General features: G+C 38.2%; 18 protein-coding genes, 1 tRNA gene and 2 pseudogenes. 15 read left to right on the top strand and 6 right to left on the bottom strand.

All coding sequences use genetic code 11. The features are described from left to right. The 3 genes and pseudogenes from HFP47_RS05110 (at position 1) to HFP47_RS05100 (ending at position 2,371) form a co-directional block, all read left to right on the top strand. A complete protein-coding gene (locus tag HFP47_RS05110; RefSeq protein ID WP_025268207.1) occupies positions 1 to 447 on the top strand; it encodes a hypothetical protein in 447 nt (148 codons plus the stop codon). 84 nt (positions 448 to 531) lie between these two features. After that, positions 532 to 1,875: a bifunctional UDP-sugar hydrolase/5'-nucleotidase gene (locus HFP47_RS05105; RefSeq protein WP_042253066.1), complete on the top strand. Its 1,344-nt coding sequence runs from the start codon at positions 532 to 534 to the stop codon at positions 1,873 to 1,875. Further along, positions 1,875 to 2,371: pseudogene (locus tag HFP47_RS05100) on the top strand (YutD family protein). Before HFP47_RS05105 ends, HFP47_RS05100 begins: the two are co-directional and overlap by 1 nt. 81 nt (positions 2,372 to 2,452) lie before the next feature. Here HFP47_RS05100 and HFP47_RS05095 read toward each other — a convergent pair. Together HFP47_RS05095 and HFP47_RS05090 are read right to left on the bottom strand one after the other, a co-directional pair. After that, positions 2,453 to 2,524: transfer RNA gene (locus HFP47_RS05095), tRNA-Glu, on the bottom strand. Between the two features lie 120 nt (positions 2,525 to 2,644). Next, complete coding sequence (locus HFP47_RS05090) at positions 2,645 to 3,688, bottom strand: branched-chain amino acid aminotransferase (RefSeq protein WP_011680029.1); 1,044 nt, start codon at positions 3,686 to 3,688, stop codon at positions 2,645 to 2,647. Between the two features lie 218 nt (positions 3,689 to 3,906). Here HFP47_RS05090 and HFP47_RS05085 point away from each other — a divergent pair, with 218 nt between their 5' ends. Then, a complete protein-coding gene (locus HFP47_RS05085; RefSeq protein WP_141266786.1) occupies positions 3,907 to 4,851 on the top strand; it encodes an NAD(P)-dependent oxidoreductase in 945 nt (314 codons plus the stop codon). A gap of 59 nt (positions 4,852 to 4,910) precedes the next feature. Here the strand turns inward: HFP47_RS05085 and HFP47_RS05080 are convergent, their stop codons facing one another. Next, positions 4,911 to 6,266 (bottom strand): threonine/serine exporter ThrE family protein, encoded by a 1,356-nt coding sequence (locus HFP47_RS05080; RefSeq protein WP_179876163.1) that lies wholly within the window; start codon positions 6,264 to 6,266, stop codon positions 4,911 to 4,913. A 223-nt stretch (positions 6,267 to 6,489) separates the two neighbouring features. Here HFP47_RS05080 and HFP47_RS05075 point away from each other — a divergent pair, with 223 nt between their 5' ends. The 4 genes from HFP47_RS05075 to HFP47_RS05060 all read left to right on the top strand — a co-directional run bounded on the left by HFP47_RS05075 (position 6,490) and on the right by HFP47_RS05060 (position 13,408). After that, positions 6,490 to 9,600: a beta-galactosidase gene (locus HFP47_RS05075; RefSeq protein WP_179876162.1), complete on the top strand. Its 3,111-nt coding sequence runs from the start codon at positions 6,490 to 6,492 to the stop codon at positions 9,598 to 9,600. After that, the gene (locus HFP47_RS05070; RefSeq protein ID WP_179876161.1) at positions 9,593 to 10,600 is read left to right on the top strand and encodes an aldo/keto reductase; all 1,008 of its coding nucleotides are present in this window, start codon (positions 9,593 to 9,595) and stop codon (positions 10,598 to 10,600) included. The genes HFP47_RS05075 and HFP47_RS05070 overlap by 8 nt, the downstream gene beginning before the upstream one ends. Positions 10,601 to 10,794: 194 nt before the next feature. Beyond that, complete coding sequence (locus HFP47_RS05065) at positions 10,795 to 12,207, top strand: glycoside-pentoside-hexuronide (GPH):cation symporter (RefSeq protein ID WP_011680024.1); 1,413 nt, start codon at positions 10,795 to 10,797, stop codon at positions 12,205 to 12,207. Positions 12,208 to 12,235: 28 nt separating this feature from the next. Beyond that, positions 12,236 to 13,408, top strand: a complete 1,173-nt coding sequence (locus tag HFP47_RS05060; protein WP_048592192.1) for a galactokinase — start codon at positions 12,236 to 12,238, stop codon at positions 13,406 to 13,408. Here HFP47_RS05060 and HFP47_RS05055 read toward each other — a convergent pair. After that, positions 13,405 to 14,334: a helix-turn-helix domain-containing protein gene (locus HFP47_RS05055; RefSeq protein ID WP_042253055.1), complete on the bottom strand. Its 930-nt coding sequence runs from the start codon at positions 14,332 to 14,334 to the stop codon at positions 13,405 to 13,407. The two genes, HFP47_RS05060 and HFP47_RS05055, sit on opposite strands and share 4 nt — an antisense overlap. 173 nt (positions 14,335 to 14,507) lie before the next feature. Here HFP47_RS05055 and HFP47_RS05050 point away from each other — a divergent pair, with 173 nt between their 5' ends. From HFP47_RS05050 to HFP47_RS05035, 4 genes are all read left to right on the top strand, one after another. Next, entirely contained in the window at positions 14,508 to 15,503 is a 996-nt protein-coding gene (locus HFP47_RS05050) for an aldose epimerase family protein (protein WP_042253053.1), read from the top strand. 408 nt (positions 15,504 to 15,911) lie between these two features. After that, positions 15,912 to 17,213, top strand: coding sequence for a histidine--tRNA ligase (gene hisS / locus HFP47_RS05045; protein ID WP_011680020.1), 1,302 nt, complete (start codon positions 15,912 to 15,914; stop codon positions 17,211 to 17,213). Then, positions 17,210 to 18,985 (top strand): aspartate--tRNA ligase, encoded by a 1,776-nt coding sequence (aspS, locus tag HFP47_RS05040; RefSeq protein ID WP_179876160.1) that lies wholly within the window; start codon positions 17,210 to 17,212, stop codon positions 18,983 to 18,985. Before hisS ends, aspS begins: the two co-directional genes overlap by 4 nt. Positions 18,986 to 19,086: 101 nt before the next feature. Further along, positions 19,087 to 19,953: a YitT family protein gene (locus HFP47_RS05035; protein ID WP_002814812.1), complete on the top strand. Its 867-nt coding sequence runs from the start codon at positions 19,087 to 19,089 to the stop codon at positions 19,951 to 19,953. A 56-nt stretch (positions 19,954 to 20,009) separates the two neighbouring features. Here the strand turns inward: HFP47_RS05035 and HFP47_RS05030 are convergent, their stop codons facing one another. Then, positions 20,010 to 21,416 carry an amino acid permease gene (locus HFP47_RS05030; RefSeq protein WP_011680018.1) on the bottom strand — a complete coding sequence of 469 codons (1,407 nt, stop codon included), beginning with the start codon at positions 21,414 to 21,416 and terminating at the stop codon, positions 20,010 to 20,012. Between the two features lie 100 nt (positions 21,417 to 21,516). Then, the gene (locus HFP47_RS05025; protein ID WP_011680017.1) at positions 21,517 to 23,064 is read right to left on the bottom strand and encodes a PucR family transcriptional regulator; all 1,548 of its coding nucleotides are present in this window, start codon (positions 23,062 to 23,064) and stop codon (positions 21,517 to 21,519) included. Between the two features lie 139 nt (positions 23,065 to 23,203). Between HFP47_RS05025 and HFP47_RS05020 the strand changes: the two are divergent. The 3 genes and pseudogenes from HFP47_RS05020 (at position 23,204) to HFP47_RS05010 (ending at position 25,322) form a co-directional block, all read left to right on the top strand. Then, positions 23,204 to 24,471, top strand: a pseudogene (locus tag HFP47_RS05020) (MFS transporter). Positions 24,472 to 24,607: 136 nt separating this feature from the next. Then, the gene (rpsU, locus tag HFP47_RS05015; RefSeq protein WP_011680015.1) at positions 24,608 to 24,793 is read left to right on the top strand and encodes a 30S ribosomal protein S21; all 186 of its coding nucleotides are present in this window, start codon (positions 24,608 to 24,610) and stop codon (positions 24,791 to 24,793) included. A gap of 82 nt (positions 24,794 to 24,875) precedes the next feature. Further along, positions 24,876 to 25,322: a GatB/YqeY domain-containing protein gene (locus tag HFP47_RS05010; protein WP_014324863.1), complete on the top strand. Its 447-nt coding sequence runs from the start codon at positions 24,876 to 24,878 to the stop codon at positions 25,320 to 25,322. The last annotated feature ends 52 nt before the right edge of the window (positions 25,323 to 25,374 follow it).

Here is a 25,374-nt window from a genome sequence, read left to right as displayed (position 1 = left end):
ATGGCACAAGAACGATTAGACTTTTTAGTATTTTATCGAGGTAATTTGGTTACGGGCTTTGATTACATATACGTAAAACGTCAAGAAGGGCATGCTTTCTGGCAGAGTGCTCTCAAGGCGCAGGAAGCAAAAGATATTTTAGATAAGGACTTTATGTTTTATAATCCACATTTAAATGACAAAGGGGAGCCTTTTAATTGGCGTTATCGTGAGGATTGGGTTGATATGACAAAAGTTTGGGATCATTTTTCAGAGGAGGCAATGGCCTATATTACGACTTGGATGAGTGAATACCGTGGCCCATCTTATGATGATCCTAGTAAAAATGATGAATGGGGTGTTCGTTTCAAAGTACCAGGGGAAAAGGAGCAATTTATTTGGGGATTAAATGCTTTTCCTGCAAATTTGGACGATTTTAGTCATTTTTTGTATCGTTTTGGACAATAAAAAGACGTCGGTTGACGTCTTTTTACGTAGATAGGTGTAAAATTAAAATATAAATCATTTCGTGATCGGCTAGAGAGGAAACCAATGGGGACAATTCACTTATTACATACAAATGACATTCATTCGCATTTCGAAAATTGGCCGCGCATATCACGCTATCTATTAGCAGGTCAGGCTAAGTATGATGAGAGCCTTACATTTGATATTGGGGATGCAATCGACAGGTTACATCCATTGACTGAAGCAACTCAGGGGTTGAGCAATGTTTCGTTAATGAATGATGTACATTATGATGGTGTGACTATTGGAAACAACGAGGGACTTGTTTTCTCACATGACACCATGAATCATTTATATGATAATGCTAACTTTGATGTATTATTGGCTAATTTGAAGGAAATGCCTCATGATACACAACCTAAATGGGCTAAAAATTACAAAATTTTGACCACTAAAGATAACACGAAAATAGGTGTCATAGGATTAACAGCGCCATACCAACTAACTTATCCGGCACTTGGCTGGGATCCCATTGCTATTGATGAGACGTTAGACAAGTACTTACCAGTTTTGCGTGATCAAGTAGATATTATTTTGTTACTCTCTCATTTAGGTTTGCCAACAGATGAGCATATTGCTCAGAAATATGACGTAGATGTTATTATGGGTGCCCATACGCATCATCTGCTACCGCAAGGTAAAATGGTTAGTGGCACTCTGTTAGCAGCGGCAGGACGCTATGGCGAAAATGTGGGTGATATCACATTAACTATCAAGGATCATCGAATTATTCATAAGTCGGCGATAGCAACACCCACTTATGAGTTAGCAGAAAACGATGATGATTATAAAACAATTCGGGGTTGGATTGCTAAAGGGCGAGAATTACTCGAACAACAGTACGTGTGCACATTGCCTCGTGAGATAACATCAGATGAACAAGTTTATGATGGCCTACGTGCTTTGAAGCAATATTATAATGTACCAGTGTCAATGATTTCTACAGGGATGTTTAGTGAAGAGTTACCAAAAGGAAAACTAAGTCGCTATGAACTACTAGAAAGTATGCCACACGCAATTAATCCAATGCTAATTACCATATCTGGAGAAAAGCTGCTCTCCTTATTGCACAGTATTGACGAACAGATAACGAACTTAGCGCAGTATCCTATGAAAGGTAGTGGGTTTCGAGGTAAAATTTTTGGTTATATGCGCTTTGATGGTATTGATCGACAAAAGAATGGTGAAGTTTTGTATAATGGAGAGGCGATCGATAAAGGTAAATTGTATAAAATAGCGACACTCGATCATTACAAGTGGATTTCTTTTTTCCCAGATGTAGCGCAAGCGCCAGCAAAAATAGAATTAAATCTACTTTTGCGTGAACTTATGGCAAATTATTATGCGAATAAATATAAGGATAACTAATGGATCACGACACACTAAAAGAACGTACACTCAAACAACAAGAGGAACGCAAAGGGACTTATAAAGTTAAAAGCTGGGTACTGAGGTTGAAATTGACCGTTTGACGCTAGAAATAGTTGAAGACTTTAAAGATGCCTTTGATGAAGATAAACTAGCCATACGATACACACCGCTATTAGCTCAGTATGATTATATTGTAGGGGATATTTCTGCTGAACAATTACGCTTGAAGGGCTTTTATAATAATAATAAAGCAGTGAATAATCATGATAAAATTCAATCTTTACAGGATTATTTGTATGAATATGTGAATTTTGGTGCACCATACTTTGTTCTAGAAAATATTAATCCTCGTGTTCCTGAGGTGAACGAGCGTTCCAAAAATAAGAATAAAAGTAAGCATCATCGGCCCGTAACTCATAAAAAAGAATCAAGAGCAAAAGTGGCTGCAGCTAAACAAAAAAACAAGAAATCATTTGTGATTAAGCAAAAATAAGAGCCATTTTAGGCTCTTATTTTTTGATTTATTGATATATAGAAACAAAAAAAGCTACAACCAAAGTTGTAACTTAATTAGTAGCTCGTGAGAGAATCGAACTCTCGATTCTGCCGTGAAAGGGCGGCGTCTTAACCACTTGACCAACGAGCCATGATCAATTTGTTATTTGCTTGAATCAAACAACTATAATAGAATAACAAGAATCTGCAGCGCTGTCAATACTTTTTAAGTACAAAATAAAAAACGTCACTAAGACGTTTTTTTAGTATATTAATCAAGTGGTACGTCAACTGCCCAGCCTTCGGGACCTTCTTGGTCACCATATTGGATGGCTGTCAAACGATCGTAAAGCTTTTGTGTCCAAGGACCAACTTCTGTTTCAGAATAGAATACGTGCTTGTTACCGTTATGTGTAATTGAACCTACAGGAGAAATTACAGCAGCAGTTCCCATTGCACCAGCTTCAGCAAACTGATCAAGATCATTGATTGAAATAGTTGTTTCTTCAGCTTTTAGGCCAAGTTCTTCAGCTACTTGAAGCAATGAATATTTGGTTACAGATGGCAAGATTGAAGGTGACTTTGGTGTTAAGAAGCGACCATCCTTTGTGATACCGAAGAAGTTGGCTGATCCCAACTCTTCAATATTTTCATGCAAACGAGGATCCAAGTAAACAACATCAGAATAACCAGCAGCATGGGCTTCATCACCAGCAAGCATTGAGGCACCATAGTTACCACCAGCCTTGGCTGCACCAGTACCACCGTGAGCAGCACGATCATAATGATTAGTAACGTAGGCTGTTGGTGTTAATCCACCCTTGTAGTAAGCACCAACAGGAGTTGCGTATACTTCAAAGACATAGTTATCTGCTGGATGCACGCCGACAACTGGGCCACCACCAAATTCAAAGGGACGTAGATAAAGTGTTGCGCCAGTTCCGTAAGGTGGGATGAAATCTTGGTTTGCCTTCGTAACTTCTTTTAAAGCACGCACAAAAAGTTCTTCGGGGACGGGAGCCATCATCAAACGAGCGGCTGAATTTTGTAGACGCTTTGCATTACGGTCAGGACGGAAAATGTTTGCACCACCATCCTTACGGCGATAAACTTTCAACCCCTCGAAAATTGTTTGACCATAATGAAGTCCGGTTGCTGCCTCATTGACTGGAATGTTTGAGTCTGTTTCGAGACCACCTTCGCTCCACTTACCATCTTTATAATAGGCACGAAAACGATAAGGAAGGTCATGGTATTCGAATCCCAAGTTGTCCCAATCAAAATCTTCAGCTTTAGCCTTTCGTTGTTCTGACATAATACGTCCTTCTTTCTTAGAAAAATATGATAAAACTACTATAACGCTTAGAAGGGAATTGTGCAATAGCTAACGATGAATCTTTTTAATGTTAATTATTTAGAAATCTCGTATAATTAAAGGTAGTGCTGAAGCCTATGAATTGGGTCATTGCACAACATCACTAAAATTATTTATCATATCAGTGATAAATCAAGTATTATTGGAGATGAATTAAAATGGCATTATTACTGGCAGTGAAAGCAATAACGCAAGAAAACCGTGAATTTCTTGCACAATATGATATTAGCGTTGTGACACCGGACACGATTACCGATGAGCAATTACCTGAGGTATTGATAAGTTATGCTTGGGATACAGAAATTGGGCATAAAATCCTTGCTAACCCAGAATCAAAATTAAAGTGGATTCAGGCGCAATCGGCTGGTGTTGACTACTTACCCTTGAAAACACTACAGGAGCGTCAAATTACTGTGACAAATGCGAGTGGGTTAAAAGCGGTACCTATAGCTCAAACTGTTTTGGGCTATATTCTCCACTTTGCTCGTGGCTTAAATGTTTATTCTACACGAAAACATTGGGAGCCTTTTACAGATCAGTATTTGATGAGTGAATTACCAGTTTTGGTGTTTGGTACTGGTCGAATTGGACAGCAAATTGCTCACGCTGTAAAATCATTGGGCGGTGTAGTTTTTGGTGTAAATACTACAGGTCGTCCAGTTGAAGGATTCGATGCAACTTATGCGATTTCTGACTATCAAGAAGCACTAGCTAAATCGCAAGTTGTTGTTGACGGGTTACCAGGGACAAAAGAAACCGAAAACTTTTTTGATGAGCATTTTTTCCAACAGTTTAATCAATTGTTTTTGTTTATCAATATTGGGCGTGGCACAACTTTGAATCAGGACGACCTACTTTCAGCAATTGATGATTCTCGTGTCAAATATGCTGCATTAGACGTCACAACACCTGAACCATTACCAATGAATCATCCATTATTTGAGCGGCCACAAATCTTATTGACACAGCATACAAGTTGGGGTGAACAAGAAAGTGCTGGTCGTGTTGGTGGATTATTTCGTTTGTTTGAAAAAAATGTTCCTTCATTTATGGCTGATAGTACGTTCGTTCAAAATGTTGTTGATCTAAATAAAGGATATTGATATTCTTTTAAAAAAGCAGTAATACTCTAATTTAGAGTATTACTGCTTTTTTGTTTATATTAATCAAAATGCCGCCAGTCTTTATCTAGTATGGCACGTGCCACAAACAACCCCAGTGGTAAGAACATGATAATTAAAGCAGCCTTGGTCATCCATAGCGCGCCAATACCGATTTGGTTATTACCAATACTATATACTGCACGATAGATATACAAACCAGGCACCATAATGACGATGGAAGGAACAGTTAAGGAAATTCTTGGATAACCATTGTAACGATTGACCATCGATGCGATTAATCCTGCAACCAAAGCGGCAAAAAATGCCGCCGCTGCGGGAGGAATAGTAGTTAAATCGACTAGTTCTAGTCGCAGGGTGTTGGCAATTGCACCAATGCATCCAGCCACAGCAGCCATTTTTTTCGAGCTGTTAAACATGATTGAGAAACCAAATACGCCGCAAAAACTGGCTGGGATACGAAGTAACATCAGTGTGACTGACGATAAGCCAAGTGGCAAAAAATTTGCTGGTCTAAAATGAACCAGCGAAGCGACTAACCAACCAACTAATGTGGCAATTAGCGTGATCATTATGGCATAAGCTAGTCTTTCCAAACCAGAGCGCATGTCTAATTTCGAGATATCTAACATACTAGTAATAAAAGGAAAACCAGGAATAACGAAGAGCATAGCCCCAATATATCCGGCTTCATGCTGAGCTAAAATATGGAAATAAAATTCGAATATTCTAAATGCAAACATATAGGTGATGCATGCTGTGGCAACACTGATAGCGACGCCCACAATGGTGGTTATAGCATGTTTACCTAAAATTGAACGGACATAGTTTCCAATCCCAGCACCAATAAATGAACAGATCATCTCTGGAATACCGCCACCAAGTAAAAAAATGAACGCACTACATGCCAGAGCAGCAGCAAGGCCAGAGATGATTGGCGTATATTGCTTTGGTCGATTTTGAATGTCGTTAATCGTATGATGAATTTGACCAATAGTTAAAGATGAAAAATCATCTTGGATATTGTTAACGAAATGCTCTAAAATATTTAGCTTGTCGGTATTTACACCTGTATTTGGCAGGGATAATACTTGTGAATAACTTTGATTATTGCTAAAACAAGTATATTCCAATGAAATTAATCCAATATCGGCAGAGCATGTGAGGTCTAGTTTTCTAGCAACCTTATTCATTGCATCTCGCACTCGCCATGCGCCAGTACCGCAAGACAACATGAGAATACCAATTCGACCAACAATTGAGGCGCGTTCCTGGAGACTAGCATTTTTAGCTGGAATATTTTCGCTTCTAATAAAAGTGGCCCAAGGAATCGTCATATGATGGCGTAAAGACAAAGGTATTTTTTTTAACGCGTGTGGATTACTATTCTTGTCCATTATTTCCTCCAATGAATCAATGAAATTAATACAACACTCCTAATTCCTTCATTATAGTTGCAGTTGCTGTCGTATTCAAGCTATTCAATAGTGATGAATAAAGGGTTAACAAGTTCTTTGCGGCCCAAAAGTAGATGAAATCCGATAGGTAAGCGTTTACATTTCTGAACATCGATGATAAGATGTGTGTATAATTTGGCAGAAGAATTCTCGAGGATTAAATATGACAAGTATAAAACAAATATTAGCACGCCATGATTGGGAAAATCCAGTGGTAACGAATTGGAATCGATTACCACTACACACGAGTATGAGCTACGCTAATGAACGAGACAAACGAGAAATTAAACAACCACGAAAAAGCCTCAATGGACCTTGGCAGTTTAGTTATTTTGAAAATCTATCAGACATTGACGAAGAATGGCGAAAAAAAGACTTGCCTACGTCAAAAATTATTCATGTTCCTAGTAATTGGCAGTTACAGGGGGACTATGATGTTCCTGTTTATACAAACGTTACTTATCCATTTCCAGTAAATCCACCGTATGTGCCGACTGAGAATCCGGTTGGCGCTTATTCCAAAAAGGTCTTTCTTGATAATAAATGGTTAGCAGATAACACAGAATCACATGTTGTCTTTAATGGTGTTGGGTCTGCATTTTATCTTTGGGTTAACGGAGAATGGGTCGGCTATTCGGAAGACAGTCGCTTACCAGCAGAATTTGACATCACTGAAGAATTGCGAGCTGGTGAAAATCGTATCGCGGTTTTGGTGTTGAAGTGGAGCAAGGGGAGCTATTTTGAAGATCAAGATATGTGGCGAATGTCGGGAATTTTCCGTGATGTTGATCTTATTCGTGTTCCAAAAACAAGATTTCAGGATTTAGCAATTGAGACAAAACTGGATGAAGATCTTGATGACGCAACTGTTGAGGTTAGGGCACAATTAGTTGGGAATTCGGCGGATAACTTGAGTGTGACTGCTGAATTATTTTACCATGGTATGAGCTTGTTCAAAGCAACAGAACAATTTGGTAATCGAGTAATCGACGAACGTGGTACTAATGATGGTCAAGTTAGTTTAGAATTACCAGTAAAAAATCCGGCATTATGGTCAGCTGAAGTACCAAATTTATATGATATAAAAGTTTCTTTGCACGATGGGGAAGAAAACTATCAAATTGAAAATAAGAAAGTTGGTATAAGGAAGGTTCAAATTAAAGATGGTTTACTGACTTTAAATAATCAACCGTTATTAATTCGTGGTGTCAATAAGCATGAATTTAATTCAAAAACAGGATACTATGTTGATGAAAAAACAATGATTGATGATATCCGTATGATGAAGGAGCATAATTTTAATGCAGTAAGGCTTTCTCATTATCCCAACGCTTCACGATGGTACGAGCTGTGTGATCAATATGGATTATATTTAGTAGATGAGGCAAATATCGAGACACATGGTGTCAAGCCAATGAATTACCTTACAAATGACCCTAAATACTTACCCTTGATGATGGAGCGAGTGACACGAATGGTTCAGAGAGACTATAATCATCCATCAATTATTATTTGGTCGTTGGGGAATGAGTCTGGCTATGGACATAATCATGATGCAATGTATCAATGGCTTAAAAATACCGACCCCTCTCGTCCAATTCAGTATGAGGGTGGTGGTGCTGATACACCGGCAACGGACATTATTGCACCGATGTATGCACGTGTTGACCAAGATCAAGTGGAAGAGGTCAACTCTAAATGGGCTATTAAAAAATGGATTGGCTTGCCAAAAGAAAATCGACCACTGATATTGTGTGAATATGCGCATAGCATGGGGAATAGTTTAGGTGGATTTAATAAATATTGGGAGGCTTTTGAAAAATATCCAAGACTTCAGGGTGGCTTCATTTGGGATTGGGTAGATCAGGGCCTGCTCACAAAAAATAACGAAGGCCAATCATATTATGCTTATGGTGGTGATTTTGGTGATTATCCTAATGATCGCCAATTTAGCTTGGATGGGTTACTATTTCCCGATCGCACTCCAAAACCAGCCTTGCTGGAGGCAAAATACTGTCAACAATATTTCGCTTTCCAACTGGAAAAAGATCCAACTGGAAAAGTTAACTATATGACGGTCTCAAATAAGCATTTATTCAAAACAGTCAATGATGCAACCTTAATTTATCAAATTTTGTCAAATGATCAGGTGATTGAGACTAAAAAAATCAAACTCAATTTGGCACCCCAAACTGAAGAGAGAGTCAGTTTGAATTTCTCCGATAACAGCAATGAAGATGTTTATATGAACTGCCAGATTGTTCAAGATAGCACTGATGGCCTTATCCGGTCTGGTACATTAATGGCTTACAAGCAATTTATTTTGAGAAATAAACCGATAATGATTAGTGACGTACGATCATCTGATGATTATGAAGATTTCCTTATAAATGATGCGACAGACTCCTTGTCCATTTCTTTAGATGATGCTATCTGGCAGTTTAATAAGCGTACAGGTTTGTTATCTAATTGGATAAAGAATGGGCAGGAAAAAGTACTGACTCCATTGAAAGATCAATTTAGTAGAGCAGCTTTGGATAATGATATTGGAGTGAGTGAGGTAACAAATATTGATCCAAATGCTTGGTTTGAAAGATGGCAAGCAACAGGGTTCAATCACTTGAATGAAAAGCTTGTGCAATTCAATTGGACAGCATTAAAAGATGAGGTACGAATCACGACACAACATCAATTTTTATCACCGATTGATCAACATATCATGTTTATATCTAGTAAAGAATATCGAATAAATCATGTTGGTGATTTAAAAGTGTATGTGGATGTTTGGCGGCAAGTTGCCGATCCACAGCCAGCACGTATTGGATTGAGTGTTCAAATTAACGCAACGACTGACGCAGTGACTTATAGTGGATTGGGACCAATGGAAAACTATCCAGATAGGTGTTCAGCGGCTATTCGTGGCAAATGGGATGCTTCCTTGAAGGAACTTTATACACCGTATGTTTTTCCTAGTGAAAATGGCTTGCGTACTGAAGTGGCGTATCTTAAATTTGATCATCATGTCATTTGGGCACTCGAACAACGTTTTTCATTTAATTTGAGTCAATTTAGTCAAGCGCAATTGTCAGCAGCCACCCATCAACACCTATTAAAACCTGAAGAGGGTGTTTGGTTGAACATTGATGGCTATCATATGGGTGTTGGTGGCGATGATTCTTGGTCTCCAAGCGTGTCGCCAGAGTTTTTATTATCAAACGATCATTATCATTATAGTTTTTCGTGGTCAAATGAAGAAGGAGAAGCAAATGTATAGCGCTAATAAAAATCGTTACGAGAAAATGATATATAACAGAATTGGTAACAGTGGATTACAGATTTCAGCTATTAGTTTGGGCCTTTGGAATAATTTTGGTAGTGTGGATCCCTACGAAAACCAAAAGGAAATTATTCACCAAGCTTTTGATTTAGGTATCACATATTTTGATTTAGCCAATAATTATGGTCCTATACCAGGAAGTGCTGAAGAAAATTTCGGCAAGATTATGGCTACGGATATGAAACCTTATCGAGATGAAATGGTTATTGCAAGCAAGGCTGGTCACGAAATGTGGCCAGGCCCTTATGGTAATTGGAATTCTCGAAAAAGCATCATTGCCAGTGCAAATCAAAGTTTAAGACGCACTGGTTTAGACTATTTTGATATTTTTTATAGTCACCGTCCTGATCCGATGACGCCAGTTGCAGAAACAGCACAAGCTTTAGACCAATTGGTTCGTCAAGGGAAGGCGCTTTATATTGGTATTTCTAAATATTCAAGTCAAGAAACACAAGAGATTATCGATATTTTTAAAGAATTAAAGACGCCATTCATCATTCATCAACCACGTTATAATATGTTTGATCGTAAAGCTGAGCGAGGTTTGTTTACGACATTAGGAGAAAATAAAAAAGGTGCGGTTGGATTTAGCTCCTTAGCGCAAGGATTGTTGTCAGATAAATACTTGAAAGGTATTCCAAATAATTCACGTGCGAACAAAGTAACAATCCCCTTTTTGACAACAGAAAAAGTTGAACCAACAATTAATACGGTGCAAAAGTTGAATCAAATTGCACAAAGGAGAGGTCAAACGCTACCACAAATGGCACTTGCTTGGAATTTACGAATTCCTGAGTTGGCTAGTGTTTTGATTGGTGCTAGTAATCCAAAACAGGTCATAGAAAATGTCAAAGCTTTGGACAATCTATCATTTTCACCAGAGGAGTTGCTTGAAATTGATCGCGCATTGAGCGAATATGCAGCCAATCAAGCGTAATAGTTTCTTTCATTCTGGATTATCCCAATTTATTTAAAAGACAGAACCCAACGTCTCGCCGGCGACGGGTTTTTATTTTTCAATAAATATCACAAAACAACGAAAAAAGGATACAAATTACACTTTATTTGTAAACGCTTACATAGTATTGTTAATACATACCCTGAACTTAATAAAATATAAGGAGTCGAAAGATGTCTGATAAAATGAAGCAACGTTTTTCATACGCTTTTGGTGCATTCGGGCACGATGCGTATTATGTAACGTTATCAACATATTTCATGATTTTTGTTACAAGCACACTATTTGCGGGGAGTGATAAGGCGACTGAGTCCAAGTATATTGGTATTGTTACCTCACTAGTCGTCGGTATTCGCTTAGTAGAAATTATTTTTGATCCGATTATTGGTAGTATTATTGATAATACACGAACCAAATTTGGAAAATTCAAACCTTGGTTAGTGATTGGTGGAGTTGTCTCGGGTATATCCTTACTGGCAATCTTCACAAACTTTTTCGGTTTATCTGTTAGTAACCCAACACTCTACCTCGTACTGTTTACAATTGTTTTTATCATTTTGGATAGTTTCTACTCATTCAAAGATATTGCCTTTTGGTCAATGATTCCGGCGTTATCAACTGACACCGCGGAACGTGGTACTTTAGCAACATTTGCTCGCTTTGGTTCATCATTGGGTGCTAATGGTACAACTGCCTTGGTTGTACCTATTGTGGCATTCTTTACTGTGCTCACGGGTGGTAGTGGTAAAGAGAGTGCAACTGGCTGGTTCTGGTTTGCATTAATTGTTGCGGTTTTGTCAGCTGGTTCAGCAATAGTAACAGCTAAATTTTCAAAAGAAAACGAAACCGTTTTAAGGACACAAGCCAGCGAAAAATACAATATTATTGACGTTTTTAAGGCCATCCTTAAGAATGATCAGTTGCTTTGGTTAGCACTATCTTACATGTTTTACGCAATTGCCAACGTAGCAACCACAGGCGTGCTGCTGTTTTATTTTAAATTTGTTATCGGTCACGTAACAGAGTTTGCGATGGTTGGTGTGATTTCAATGATTACTGGTATAATTGCTGTGCCTTTATTCCCATTCTTGGCCAAAGTAATGACACGTCGTTATGTGTTTGCTAGTGGTATTGCCCTGATGGTACTGGCATATGTCATGTTTACAATAGCCGGTAGTAACTTGTGGATTGTTGGCCTTGGCTTAGTATTCTTTTATTTCCCACAACAACTTATCTTTTTGTCAGTGTTAATGACGATTACAGATTCTGTGGAGTATGGACAATGGAAAAATGGTCAGCGGAACGAGGCCGTAACACTGTCATTACGTCCGTTATTAGATAAATTAGCTGGCGCATTTTCAAATGCTATTGTTGGGTTTGTTGCAATTGCTGCTGGTATGACCGGAAATGCAACATTTAATGATATGACGGCCAGCGGCATCCATACTTATAAATTATATGCATTTTATATTCCTGCAGCATTGATGATTATTTCTTTACTTATTTTCATGTTTAAAGTGACACTAACTGAAAAAAAGCATGCGAAGATAGTTGCAGAACTTGAATTACGCTACAGCAAGAAGTAATTAGTATAATTTGAAAGGTTGACTACTCATGAAAAGAATTAAGGCACTAAACACGAAATTTGCTGAAAAGTTTGGCCCTCACGAAACCCAACAGTATTTTTCGCCAGGTCGGATTAATCTAATTGGTGAGCATACGGACTATAATGGCGGTCACGTTTTTCCGGCTGCAATTACCTATGGGACTTACGGTGTTGCCAGAAAACGAGATGATGATCGTATTTTAGTTTATTCGGTTAATTTTGATGAAAAAGGCGTAGTTCAGTTAGACTATAAGAAGCTTGATTTTGACGAAAACGATGGGTGGACCAACTATGTTAAAGGCGTTATCGTCAAATTAATAGAGCAGGGTTATGTACTCGACACAGGATTTGATCTGTTGGTCGAGGGCAACATTCCCAATGGTGCAGGCCTTTCCTCATCAGCGTCGTTAGAGTTATTAGTGGGTATTGTTTTAGAGGATTTGTTTGATCTGGATGTTTCTAGGTTATCATTAGTTAAAATTGGTCAAAAAGTTGAAAATGAATACTTTGGTCTCAATACTGGCATTATGGATCAGTTTGCAATTGGTTTTGGTCAAGAACAAAAGGCTATTTTGTTAGACACAAATACTTTGACGTATGAGTTGGTTCCTATTGTTCTTGGTGAATATGCGATTGTTATTATGAATACGAATAAACGTCGTGAATTAGGCGATTCGAAGTACAATGAAAGGCGCGCACAATGTGAAACTGCTTTAAAGTTATTACAAACAGAACTTAATATTAACTCATTAGGTGAATTGACTGATGAAGAATTTGATGACAATGTTGCATTAATTCACGACGAAACACTCGTAAAACGAGCACGTCATGCAGTTTATGAAAATCAGCGCACTTTAAAAGCAAAAAAAGCGTTGTCCGACGGTGATTTGCAAACATTTGGACAACTAATGAATGATTCTCATGCCTCTCTAAAAGCAGATTATGAAGTTACTGGACTTGAATTAGATACGCTAGTGCAGTCCGCACAAAAACAGCCAGGTGTTTTAGGAGCACGAATGACAGGTGCTGGATTCGGTGGTTGTGCAATAGCACTTGTTAAAGAAACAGCCATTTCCAATTTTGAAAACAAAGTCTATGATGACTATATGAATGTGGTCGGCTATGCCCCAGAATTTTACGTGGCACATGTTGGCAATGGCACGACTAAGCTTAATGATTAAGTAGATTGCTGCACAGCACTTAAATGTCCTAAAATATCATTGATCTGTTGCCATTCTAATGAGTGTTGTTCTTGGATATTGTTGAAACTTCTTCGTTTTCGATATGCACTAGGTGTTTCATGGATGAGCTCTGTAAATGAGTGGCCGAAAACAGATGGATTGCTAAAACCAACCTTTTCGGAAATTTGATTAATTGATAACTGGGTTGTTTGAAGTAATTGGCAAGCTTCGTTAATACGAAGGCGTAATAAAAACTTTTTTGGTGAAATACCTACATCTCGTCGAAAGAGTCGCGAGAGGTAAGAACGGTTGATTTTGATAGCATCAGCTATGTCAGTAATAGATGTGTCATAAGTAAAGTTATTATTGATATAGGCCAATGATAATTTAGTGTATTCTGACATGGGGCGTATTGTTGCGTTTTGATGCTCAACGACGTTCCAAGTGTTTTCCTTCATTAGCAACAGGAGTATTTCACTAGCAATTTGATTTAATCGCAATTCGGTTTGTGGCCTATGACTTGTTAACGTTAGTGATTCAACAATTAATTTAAGATAATTTTCAACAGTTGCGCAAGAGAAAGTATCATGGTGATTGCGAAAAGGCGAGAAGTTCTCAATTAATTGCGCTGTTTCAGTACCACCAATGGATATCCATGCATAATGCCACGGATTATGCAAATCAGCTTGGTAAAAAATTGTTTCATCAGGTCGTATAAGGAAAAAGTCACCTGCTTTCAGGGTATATTTATGATTCATGGTAAAGTAAGTTCCTTGGCCTTCTAAGACAAAGTGAAGCAAATAATGTGAACGTTTTAATGGGCCAGAAGCATGACCAGAAAAAGTCTTACTAACGCCAGAGAAATCAAAGAATATACTTGATTCAAGCGTGTGCTCATTAACGATATTAAATAATGATTTTTCCATAATTTAACGACCTTTTTAAAAATAAAATGATAGCGCTTCCAACATTAGTATATCATTTTTTAAAAATATTTATTGATAAGTGATAATACTTGTTATGTGTTATTCAGGTGATTTATTATTGGGTTAGATAAATAGTTTAAACAAAATTTTTAATTAAATGAAAGAGGTAGCATATGAAAGTTACAGAAGAAGTGTTTGGTACATTGCCTGATGGCGAAAAGGTAACTGCGTTCACGTTAGAAAACATTAATCATACTCAAGTAACGGTTATATCGTATGGTGCGACATGGCAGTCTTTTTCTATTGAGCGATCAGGAGAGAAAAAAGAATTGCTTGTTCAATTTGATGATTTAGAGCATTACTTAGACAATCCTTTTCATTTTGGAAATACTATTGGACGTGTGGGTGGTCGATTATCTAAAACTGCATACAATTTATCCGGCACGTCGTTCACATTAACACCAAATGAAAATGGGCATGTCTTACATTCAAGTGTAAATGGTTTTGATACGATTAACTGGCAAGGAACAGCACGCAACATGGGTACCGCTGCAGAAGTTGTTTTGTCACATACGTTTGACGATGAATTTCCTGGCCAATTACAGATGAATGTGACTTACACACTTTATGACGACGATAAGTTAACAATTAAGTTTAGTGGTGAATCAACAGAACCAACACTGTATAATCCTATGACACATGTTTATTTCAATCTAGCTGGAAAAGATGCCGATATCACAAATCATGAGTTGCGAGTGGCATCTCACAAACATGTTGAAGTAGATGACGAAACAATTCCTACTGGCCGATTGGTAGAAAATCAGCATTCCAAATTTGACTTCTCACAGCTACGTAAAATTGGGGATGATCAATTTGATGACGCCTGGTTGCTAGATGAGCAGCGTGATGAAGTTGGTGTTATTGTGCAAGAGCCTGTTAGTGGCCGAACACTAACAGTCGATTCAGATCGGAATGGTGTTGTTATTTTTATGACTAATCCAGGAATCAAAGATCACGATGATGATTGGGTAGAAAATGCACCATTCACAGCACTTGCTGTTGAAATGCAAACATTGCCGGACGCCGTGAATCATGAGGGATTTGGGGATATTGTGCTGCCAGCTAATCAGGTGAAGGAATACACGGTGACTTATAAGATAACAGATTAAATATTTCACTTGACTTTATTCAGCCTTACAGCTATGATTATCTATATTAGAACCGATGAATTGGAAAAATTACCGTCTGGACATGAAGAAATTTTGCGGAAGATGCGAGCAAAACAAAGACGTAATTTTGGACACCTTGGAGGTTGCTATTGATCAAGATAGCTCGTGGTTGCGCGTTAAGCAATTAAAGTAACATGAAAATGTTAAAATCTAAGGTGGTACCGTGCATTTGCGCCCTTAACGAGAAATCGTTGAGGGCGTTTTTTTCGGATTTTATATAGCAAGATAAAAAATAATGGAGGAAATACGTTTGCAGTGGTTGATTATTTTTGGATAGCGATGAATATGTTAACTAACATGTCGTATACTTCAAAATTCTGATAAAAAACACTAAAAACGATAACAACTATGGCAAAACCAATATTTCAACGTCCCAAAGGAACAGCAGATTTACTGCCTCAAAAAACAGTACAGTGGCAACATGTAGAAGCAGTTGCCCGTGTTTTATTTGGTGACTATAATTTCAAAGAAATTCGCACACCGTTATTTGAAAATTTCGAAGTCTTTTCACGCTCAGCTGGTGATACATCTGATGTTGTGACAAAAGAAATGTATGATTTTCATGATAAGGGTGATCGTCATATCGCTTTGCGTCCGGAAGGTACCGCAGGTGTCGTCCGAGCATATGTGGAAAATAAATTATATGGACCGGAATTTGACAAACCATATAAGGCATTTTACATGGGGCCGATGTTCCGTTATGAACGGCCACAGGCTGGTCGTTTCCGTCAATTCCATCAAATAGGTGCAGAGGTATTCGGATCAGATTCGCCCGCATTAGATGCTGAAGTAATTGCGATGGTCATTGATTTTTTCCAAACGCTTGGGTTAAAAAATTTGAAAGTTGCGATTAATACCTTGGGAGATAAGGAGTCCAGGGATGCTTACCGACAAGCTTTAATTGATTATCTGAAACCTCATTTTGATGAACTATCTGCAGATTCACAAGCTCGGTTAGAAAAAAATCCATTACGTGTATTGGACTCTAAAGATCCCCGTGATCAGGTCTTTGTTGCAGATGCACCATCAATCCTGGACTTTTTGTCTGAAAAATCGACTAAACACTGGGAAAAGTTGCAAGATATTTTAACTGCATTGAATTTAGACTTTGACATTGACACAACAATGGTTCGAGGATTGGATTATTATAACGACACAATTTTTGAAATCATGACTACAGATGAAAGTTTAAAAGGCGCTGCAACGATTGCTGGTGGCGGTCGTTACTCTGGTTTGGTTGAGGAATTTGGTGGTCCGGAAACACCAGGTGTTGGCTTTGGTATTGGTGTAGAACGTTTGCTGGATTTATTGCAAGCGCAAAATGTTGCTCCAACAGAGGAACAGAATTTAGACTTTTACGTAGTTAACATCGGTGATACTACTGATGTTATCGCAACAAAAATTGTTCAAGCTGTTCGCTCATTTGGTTACGTTGCTGAACGTGATTATTTGTCAAAATCAGCGAAAGCACAGTTCAAGGCAGCTGATCGTCATCATGCCAAATATGTCATAACGATTGGCGAGCAAGAACTTGAAGAACAAATTGTTAACATCAAGAATATGACCAATGGCGAACAAAAGTCTGTTCAATTGTCAGAGCTTTATACCAATTTACCACTTATCATGGATGCAGAAGGGAACAAGGAATGAAACGTACTAATTACGCAGGATCAATTGATGAAACATATTTAGATCAGACAGTCACATTGACCGGTTGGGTGCAAAAACGACGTGATTTTGGAGACTTGATATTCGTTGATTTACGTGATCGAGAAGGTATCGTACAATTAACTTTTAACGCAACAAATGCGGACGCACTAGCAGTCGCTGAAAAAGTTCGTAGTGAATATGTTCTAAAGATTACTGGGCATGTTATTGAACGTGCTGAAAATCAAATTAACACAAAAATAAAATCTGGAACAATCGAAGTCGATGTAACAGAGGCGGAAATTTTGTCAACGTCAAAAACACCACCATTTTATATTGAAGATGATGTGAATGCCAATGAAGAATTAAAGCTACAGTATCGTTACTTAGATTTGCGCCGCCCTGAGATGCAAAAAAACTTGCGCATTCGTTCAAAAATTATGAGTAGCGCCATGCATTTTATGGATACTCATGATTTTATTAACATCGAAACGCCAGTACTAGCAAAATCAACACCAGAAGGTGCCCGTGACTACTTAGTGCCATCTCGTGTTTTCCCAGGGTCATTCTATGCCTTACCACAATCACCACAATTATTTAAACAATTGTTGATGGGTGCAGGGTTCGATCGTTATTTCCAAATTGCCCGTGCCTTCCGTGATGAAGATTTGCGTGGTGACCGTCAACCAGAATTCACGCAAATGGACGTAGAAACGTCATTTATGACAGCCGATGAAATCCGTGAGTTGGTCAATGCATGGGTTAAGGCGATGATGCATGACGTTGTAGATTTTGATCTTGACACGGATAACATTCCAACTTTGACATGGCAAGAATCTATGAATCGCTTTGGTACTGATAAGCCAGATCTACGTATAGCCTACGAAATCAAGGATTTGTCTGAAACAGTAAAAAATAGTGAATTTGGTGTGTTTGCAAATGCTATTAATGGTGGCGGTGTTGTTAAAGCATTGGCTGTTCCTGGTGGGGCTGACCATTATTCACGTAAAGACATTGACAAGCTAACAAAATACATCGAACGTTTCGGTGCAAAAGGTCTAGCTTGGATGAAAGTAGCGCAAGAAGGCTTGACCGGTCCTATTGCTAAATTCTTTGATGACGAAGCACAGGCAGCATTGATTGCTTCGGCAGACGCTCAAGTCGGAGATTTGTTGTTATTTGGTGCCGGACGTGCTGATGTCGTTTCAGCGACTCTAGATTATTTGCGTCGTGAAACAGCTAAAGCATTAGATTTGATTGATCAAACGAATCCTTGGGCATTTGCTTGGATTGTGGATTGGCCATTGTTTGAATACTCTGAAGACTTTGACCGCTGGATTGCTGCTCATCACCCATTCACGATGCCAAATGAAGAAGACTTACACTACTTGAATGATGGTGAAGATCCTCATAAGGCACATGCGCAAAGCTACGATTTAGTACTAAATGGTTACGAACTAGGATCTGGATCAATTCGTATTCATCGTATGGATATCCAAGAAAAGATGCTAAAGGCACTTGGATTTACTCCTGAAAAAGCACATGAAGCCTTTGGATTTTTGCTTGAGGGTATGGAATATGGTTTCCCACCAATGGGTGGTATCGCACTAGGATTGGATCGTTTGGCAATGCTACTAGCTGGCCAAGAAAATATTCGTGAAGTGATTGCTTTCCCAAAGAATTCACGAGCTACTGAACCAATGACTGAGGCACCAACTCGTGTTGAAGGCAAACAACTGAACGAATTAGGATTGTTTGTTCCAGAAGCAGAGTAATTGTTATCAAACAAATTCGTGTTATTATTAGCTTAGATAAAACTTGGAGATAAATGTGTGTTATACATTAGATTTTTTCTCGTATAACATACATATTGATTATGCAAAAAATTGTTCACAATTTTATGAAAAACCAGTACGCTGGTCGTATTGGTGGCGCGGTATTTTATGGTGTAATCGTTGCCTTTGCAATGAATTATTTCTGGCATCCAGGGCATATTTATTCCTCTGGATTCACAGGATTTGCCCAACTTGTTTCAACTTTAACTGGCGATAGAATTCCCGTCGCTTTAGCGCTAGCCTTGGTTAACTTACCAATGTTAGCCGTTGCATGGTGGAAGTTGTCGTGGAGATTTGCTATCTTTACAACGCTAGCAGTTTTGCTCAGTTCGGCGTTAATTCCTGTCTTTGATACCACGCGTGTTTTAACAACTGACCCGTTAATAAACGCTATGTTTGGTGGCGCGCTTAATGGTATGGCGGTTGGTACAGCATTACGGTATGGCGTTGGAACAGGTGGTTTAGATGTTATTGGTCTCTTAGTTAAGAAGCATTACGGCTTTAAAATGGGACCAATTAATTTATCTTTCAATGCCTTGATTATGGTCGGTGCTGGGCTAACATATGGTTGGAAGTATGCTTTGTACTCAATTGTAGGTGTTATTATTAGTTCACGAATGATAGATGTTTTCTATACACGACAGCAGCAAATGCAAGTGATGATTATTACTACTAAACCAGATGAAATGGTGGATAGTATTCAAAACAAGCTTCGACGAGGCGTTACCATTATCGATGAGGCGCGTGGTGGTTACACTGGGAGGGAGCGTTCGGTGCTACTAACCGTTATCACGCAGCAAGAACGATTTGAGTTACGAGAAGCAATCAAAGAGGTTGATGAACAAGCTTTCTCTTCTACTTGGAAAATCGAACACACTGTGGGACGTTTCTACGAGCCAGAGTTATAGTTAATAAAAAAGGAGACAACATCATGTTGTCTCCTTTTTTTGTTCTATTTTATTTTTTACACGGTTACTGCATTTTTTGTAGAAAACTTTCGGTGAGAAAGGTAACCGAATACTATCGTGAACAAAATTGCGCCGATGGCAGCAACACGAGAGTCTGCTTGAAAGAACAAACTGGCGTAAATGCTGACGAAGAATAGCAATGTTAGTGGACTAGTCCACTTGTATCCTGGCATCAGGAAGCCATCTGGCATAAAATTAGTTGATTCACGGAATTTACGATGAGCATACATTGTCATTGCATAAACGATGATATACATGTTTGATGAGATCGATGTAATTAAACCGAATGCACTGGTAATCTGTGGTATCGAATTAATCACTGGTGATATTAACACTAAGATAGCTGTGAATATAATTGCTTTAGCAGGAACGCCATTTGATGAAATTTCACGAAAATTAATCATAAACTTTGAATCTGACTCTTCAGCTAATTGGTAGAAGTGTCGTCCTGCAGAATAGATGGCTGAGTTTAAGGCTGAAGCAGCAGATGTTAGTACGACAAAGTTAATTATTGTAGCAGCCGCTTTGAATCCAGCCAATTGGAACACCATAACGAAGGGACTTGATTCAGGTGTTTTAGCGATAACATGCCAATTAATGATCGACATAATAATAATCATGGCACCTAAGTAGAAAATCAAAATACGGATAATAATTGTATTAATGGCTTTTGGCAGAACCTCACGTGGATTTTCCGTTTCAGCTGTTGTGATACCGACGAATTCCATACCTTGGAAGGCGAAAAATACCATTGGAAAGGCAGCGAAGAACATCGAAGCACCATTTGGAAATAGTGAAAAGTTTGAGAATACATTACTAAATGAAGCGACAGTATGACCACCACTTGCGGGCGCCTTAAATCCTGTAAAGATTAATATTAGACCCGTTACAATCATCGCTACAATAGCAATGATCTTAATCATGGCAAACCAGTATTCCGTTTCACCAAATACTCTGACGGCAATTAAGTTAATCATAGTTAAAACAAACAAAAAGAGAATTTGAATTATCCAAGTTTTCCAACTTGGGAACCAAAACTTAACGTAAGTTGATACGGCTGTTAATTCTGCCATAGCTACGAAAAGTAGTCCAATCCAATAGGACCATCCAGCGAAATATCCCGCTCCAGCACCAACATACTTACTGATAAAAGAAACAAATGTATGTTGGGAAGGGTCTGCATAAAGCATTTCACCAATTCCCCGCATCATCATAAAGAAAAATGCACCAAGTACTGCGTATACAATCAAAATAGATGGCCCAGTTTTAGCTATAGAGTTTCCGGCTCCCAAGAAAAGTCCTGTACCAATGGTACCGCCAATGGCAATCATCTGTACGTGCTTCTTTTTCAAACCACGTATGGTACCATCGGCATTCATCGTTGCGTTTTTTTGTTGACTCATAAATATTATGCCTCCTCGATTGATAACAATTCTAACACAGTTATCATTAAACCCTCATTTATTAGTGAACAAAAATAGGGTAATCTATTGTGCATTATGCCTAATCAAGTAACAAAAAAGCCAATTGAATATCGACCAAAACATCAGGCATGTCAAGGTTAACATCTAATAACTCAGATATTTTTTTCAAGCGATAATTAATGGTATTCCGGTGTACAAACATATCAGAAGCGACGGCTGTTACATTTTGATGTAAGAACATATAGGTTTCCAAAGTTTTGAGAAGACTTGGATTGTCTAAAATTGGGCCTAGAATTCTTTCCACAAAAGCATCGCTCTCTTGCTTGGGTAACAAGTTTAACATTTCTTGGGCACTCTTGGGTCTAAATCGCATAATCGGATGTGCTACTGATGTCAGCTGAAGCGCATGGTTAGCTTGTTCATAAAGATCTGCTAATGCACGAATGGGTTCTGCGACTCGAGAAAAGCCGATGGTAAAGTTATATTCTAACTTTGATTGTGATGTTAGAAAATCGTATAGTTCTTTGAGAAATGCGCGTGTATCAATTTTGTTATCAACTAACAAAATCAGTTGCTGTTTATAGGAAAATAGGAGTACAGACCAGTTTGATTCGTTAACAAACCAGCGTGTCAGTGCTTGTAATATTTCAAATTGATGTGTTTCAATGACTGTTTTTTTTGCTGTAAAGTCAATAACCGCTACGCGATAGGGATTTTTAGAATCAATATTTGCGTTCTTTAGATAATTGTCAATCGCGTCATCACTTAGCCCGTGTTGCATAATGTTCAAAAAGAAGCCAGAACGGTTGCGAAACTCAGTTTCATTTAACAAATCGGTTCTCGAATTTGAAAATCCCAATGCAGTAATTACTTGTTCGCGTTTTAAAAGTTCAAAATCTGATAGTGTCTTATTCGAACTCATAATAGCTGCAAAGGCTTTATTTTCGTTTAGAGCAGAAAAAATGGGAGAAATCTCGAAAATTGTATTATTGAAGGTAACGTGCACCTTTTGAGTTAAATTCAAATAATCAATTCCAGATTCTTCTCGTAAAAATTTGGTGAAAAAGTCACGTTGTGGAAGTAAATCAGTACTGGCATATAAGGCACGAAAATGTGAGTCCAACAAGGTTAGTGGTGCTTCTAAAATTTCCGCGCTAAGATTTAACAGATGCTGATAAGTATTATTAGTTTGCATCGTTGACAACTGATGATTAATATTAACAATTTGATGCAGTTCACCCGTATGAGTGTTCAGAATAATATCAGTAATATTTTGAATTGTTTGTGGCATCAATTCATCAGTTGGGGTCATGAGGATTGGTACTCGACGTTTGTTGGCTAATATAATAATATCACGTGGCAACTGTGATAAATGCCGGTTCGTCTTAATGCCCAAGCCAGCAGCATTATGATGATCTAGCGCGATAATTAAGTCTCGCAGTAATGTCCAATCTTCTTTGAACAAAAAGCCGGTAGTGAGCAGTAATTGACCAGGAGCAATATATTCATCAAAATCTGGTGCATCAATCATACCCACTTGGTTGATCTCGCGATTGAGCCCTTCGGCGCCTGCTAAAATTGGGTATTCTGCTAATACGGGGTTAGCTAATAATTCTTTAACGTTCATAATCGACCTCCAATTGTGTTGTTACTATTATGCCATGTTTGCTTATTGTGTACAAATAAAATTAAAAAAGTTGTGCAATATGACGATGATTATTTTTTATGCGTTCGTTACAGTAAAGAAAACATTATGAGGTGAGCGTATGCAACGTACAGAAAAGAAAATTGTCAGTAATATTTTAAAGGGATCCTTAGGTAATTTAATTGAGTGGTTCGATTGGTATGTTTATGCCTCGTTCTCTATCTATTTTGCCCCATCATTTTTCCCCAGCCATGACAAAACGGCCGCATTATTAAGTACGGCAGGAGTCTTCGCAATTGGCTTTTTGATGAGACCTCTAGGAAGTCTAGTGTTAGGTAAATATGCGGATCAACATGGTCGACGGGCCGCATTAACCTTATCAGTATTGATTATGGCCGCAGGATCGCTTGTAATTGCGATAACACCTAGTTATCATGTAATAGGAATTGCTGCACCAATCATCTTGGTGTTGGCAAGGCTATTCCAAGGATTATCGTTGGGTGGAGAATATGGTACTTCAGCAACTTACCTTTCTGAAATGGCCAGCCGCGGGCATCGTGGCTTTTATGCTTCATTTCAATATGTAACATTAATCAGTGGACAGCTCATTGCCTTGGGTGTTCAAATTATTTTACAATCAGTATTATCAGAAGAGATGTTGACTGACTGGGGTTGGCGTATTCCATTTGTTATTGGTTCTCTGGGAGCCATTGTAGTATTGTTCCTTCGTTTGAGCATGGAAGAATCTGACCAATTTAAGGCACAAAAGAAAAACAATAATGGTAGTCTACGACTTTTGTTAAAGTATCCAAAATCTGTCATGACGGTAGTTGGATTAACACTCGGTGGGACAATCGCTTTCTACACTTATACAACTTATTTACAAAAATTTATGATTAATTCTGTTGGGTTACCAACACAAGAAGTCACACTGATCAACTTTGCAGCATTATTTATTTTTATGATTTTACAACCTATCGCCGGTGCATTATCGGATAAAATAGGTCGTAAACCATTATTGTTTTGGTTCGGTATTATGGGGACAATATTTACAATTCCTATTTTTCTCACTTTGCAACAAGTGAAAACGGGGATGGGGGCTTTCTTACTCATGCTGGCTGGATTAATTATTGTTACAGGTTATACGTCAATTAATGCAATTGTTAAAGCTGAAATGTTCCCAACTGAAATTCGTGCATTAGGTGTTGGATTGCCTTATGGCTTGACGGTCGCCATTTTTGGTGGCACGGTTGAATACGTTGCCTTGTACCTGAAAAAATAAATCACGAAAATTTGTTTTTCGTCTATGTTACTGTGGTTGTGTTCATTAGTTTGCTAGTTTATTGGCGCATGACGGATACAAAGCACACATCTAAGCTTGATCACTAATTATGTTGGAAATTGCTATAAAATGCATGATTACAGTGTTTATAGTATTGACGATTACGTGAAAGTCTGTCATAATAGATAAGTATTTACTGCATGTCGTTTAACGAAATAAAATGCGAGAAAGGAGGGTTATCACATGGCAAAGGTCATCGTACGTAAGAACGAATCTTTGGATGATGCATTGCGTCGCTTCAAGCGTGGTGTTTCAAAAGACGGTACTCTCCAAGAATACCGTAAGCGCGAATACTATGTTAAGCCTTCAGTTGCTCGTAAATTGAAGTCTGAAGCAGCACAAAAGCGTAACAAGAAGAAGGGTCGTTAATTCGATTCTAAAACGTCACTTAGGTGGCGTTTTTCTTTTATGGTAGAATAACAATAGATTAAATTTTGAAAGGTTGATATACATGAGTTTATTAGAAGAGTTAAATAATGATATAAAGCAGGCCATGAAAGACAAAAACAAAGATGTTTTGTCAGTGATTCGCATGGTTAAATCAACGGTTATGAACGAGCAGATTAATTTAGGCCATGATTTAACAAAGGAAGAAGAATTAACAGTCCTCTCACGTGAAGTTAAACAACGTCAAGATTCGTTGACAGAGTTTGAGAAAGGCAATCGAGAAGATTTAGCTGCTGGTATTCGCGCAGAGCTAGCTATTTTAGCAAAGTATTTGCCAGAACCTTTGAGTGACGAAAAGGTTATCGAATTGGTGAAGGACGCAATCCAAAAGACGGGCGCTACATCTCCAAAAGATATGGGCAAAGTGATGGCTATTGTCACGCCTCAAGTCAAAGGAAAAGCTGACGGTAAATTTGTTGCTAATCAAGTGAAAAATCTGTTAAAAGGTTAATTGACCGTTATAGATTATGTAAACCACACATGGTAAACTATAAGTATTATAA

This window comes from Leuconostoc sp. DB-1 (assembly GCF_013414845.1).
Classification (GTDB): domain Bacteria; phylum Bacillota; class Bacilli; order Lactobacillales; family Lactobacillaceae; genus Leuconostoc; species Leuconostoc mesenteroides.
The sequence above is the reverse complement of the archived record's forward strand: the minus strand, read 5'-3'. Positions and strand labels throughout refer to the sequence as shown.

Bases quoted from the DNA above. Each gene is read 5' to 3' on its own strand.
- aspS (WP_179876160.1), top strand. From the start codon at position 17,210: ATGAAACGTACTAATTACGCAGGATCAATTGATGAAACATATTTAGAT.
- HFP47_RS05085 (WP_141266786.1), top strand. From the start codon at position 3,907: ATGGCATTATTACTGGCAGTGAAAGCAATAACGCAAGAAAACCGTGAA.
- HFP47_RS05110 (WP_025268207.1), top strand. From the start codon at position 1: ATGGCACAAGAACGATTAGACTTTTTAGTATTTTATCGAGGTAATTTG.
- HFP47_RS05030 (WP_011680018.1), bottom strand. From the start codon at position 21,416: ATGAGTCAACAAAAAAACGCAACGATGAATGCCGATGGTACCATACGT.
- HFP47_RS05035 (WP_002814812.1), top strand. From the start codon at position 19,087: ATGCAAAAAATTGTTCACAATTTTATGAAAAACCAGTACGCTGGTCGT.
- hisS (WP_011680020.1), top strand. From the start codon at position 15,912: ATGGCAAAACCAATATTTCAACGTCCCAAAGGAACAGCAGATTTACTG.
- HFP47_RS05065 (WP_011680024.1), top strand. From the start codon at position 10,795: ATGTCTGATAAAATGAAGCAACGTTTTTCATACGCTTTTGGTGCATTC.
- rpsU (WP_011680015.1), top strand. From the start codon at position 24,608: ATGGCAAAGGTCATCGTACGTAAGAACGAATCTTTGGATGATGCATTG.
- HFP47_RS05070 (WP_179876161.1), top strand. From the start codon at position 9,593: ATGTATAGCGCTAATAAAAATCGTTACGAGAAAATGATATATAACAGA.
- HFP47_RS05010 (WP_014324863.1), top strand. From the start codon at position 24,876: ATGAGTTTATTAGAAGAGTTAAATAATGATATAAAGCAGGCCATGAAA.
- HFP47_RS05080 (WP_179876163.1), bottom strand. From the start codon at position 6,266: ATGGACAAGAATAGTAATCCACACGCGTTAAAAAAAATACCTTTGTCT.
- HFP47_RS05050 (WP_042253053.1), top strand. From the start codon at position 14,508: ATGAAAGTTACAGAAGAAGTGTTTGGTACATTGCCTGATGGCGAAAAG.
- HFP47_RS05025 (WP_011680017.1), bottom strand. From the start codon at position 23,064: ATGAACGTTAAAGAATTATTAGCTAACCCCGTATTAGCAGAATACCCA.
- HFP47_RS05075 (WP_179876162.1), top strand. From the start codon at position 6,490: ATGACAAGTATAAAACAAATATTAGCACGCCATGATTGGGAAAATCCA.
- HFP47_RS05060 (WP_048592192.1), top strand. From the start codon at position 12,236: ATGAAAAGAATTAAGGCACTAAACACGAAATTTGCTGAAAAGTTTGGC.
- HFP47_RS05055 (WP_042253055.1), bottom strand. From the start codon at position 14,334: ATGGAAAAATCATTATTTAATATCGTTAATGAGCACACGCTTGAATCA.
- HFP47_RS05090 (WP_011680029.1), bottom strand. From the start codon at position 3,688: ATGTCAGAACAACGAAAGGCTAAAGCTGAAGATTTTGATTGGGACAAC.
- HFP47_RS05105 (WP_042253066.1), top strand. From the start codon at position 532: ATGGGGACAATTCACTTATTACATACAAATGACATTCATTCGCATTTC.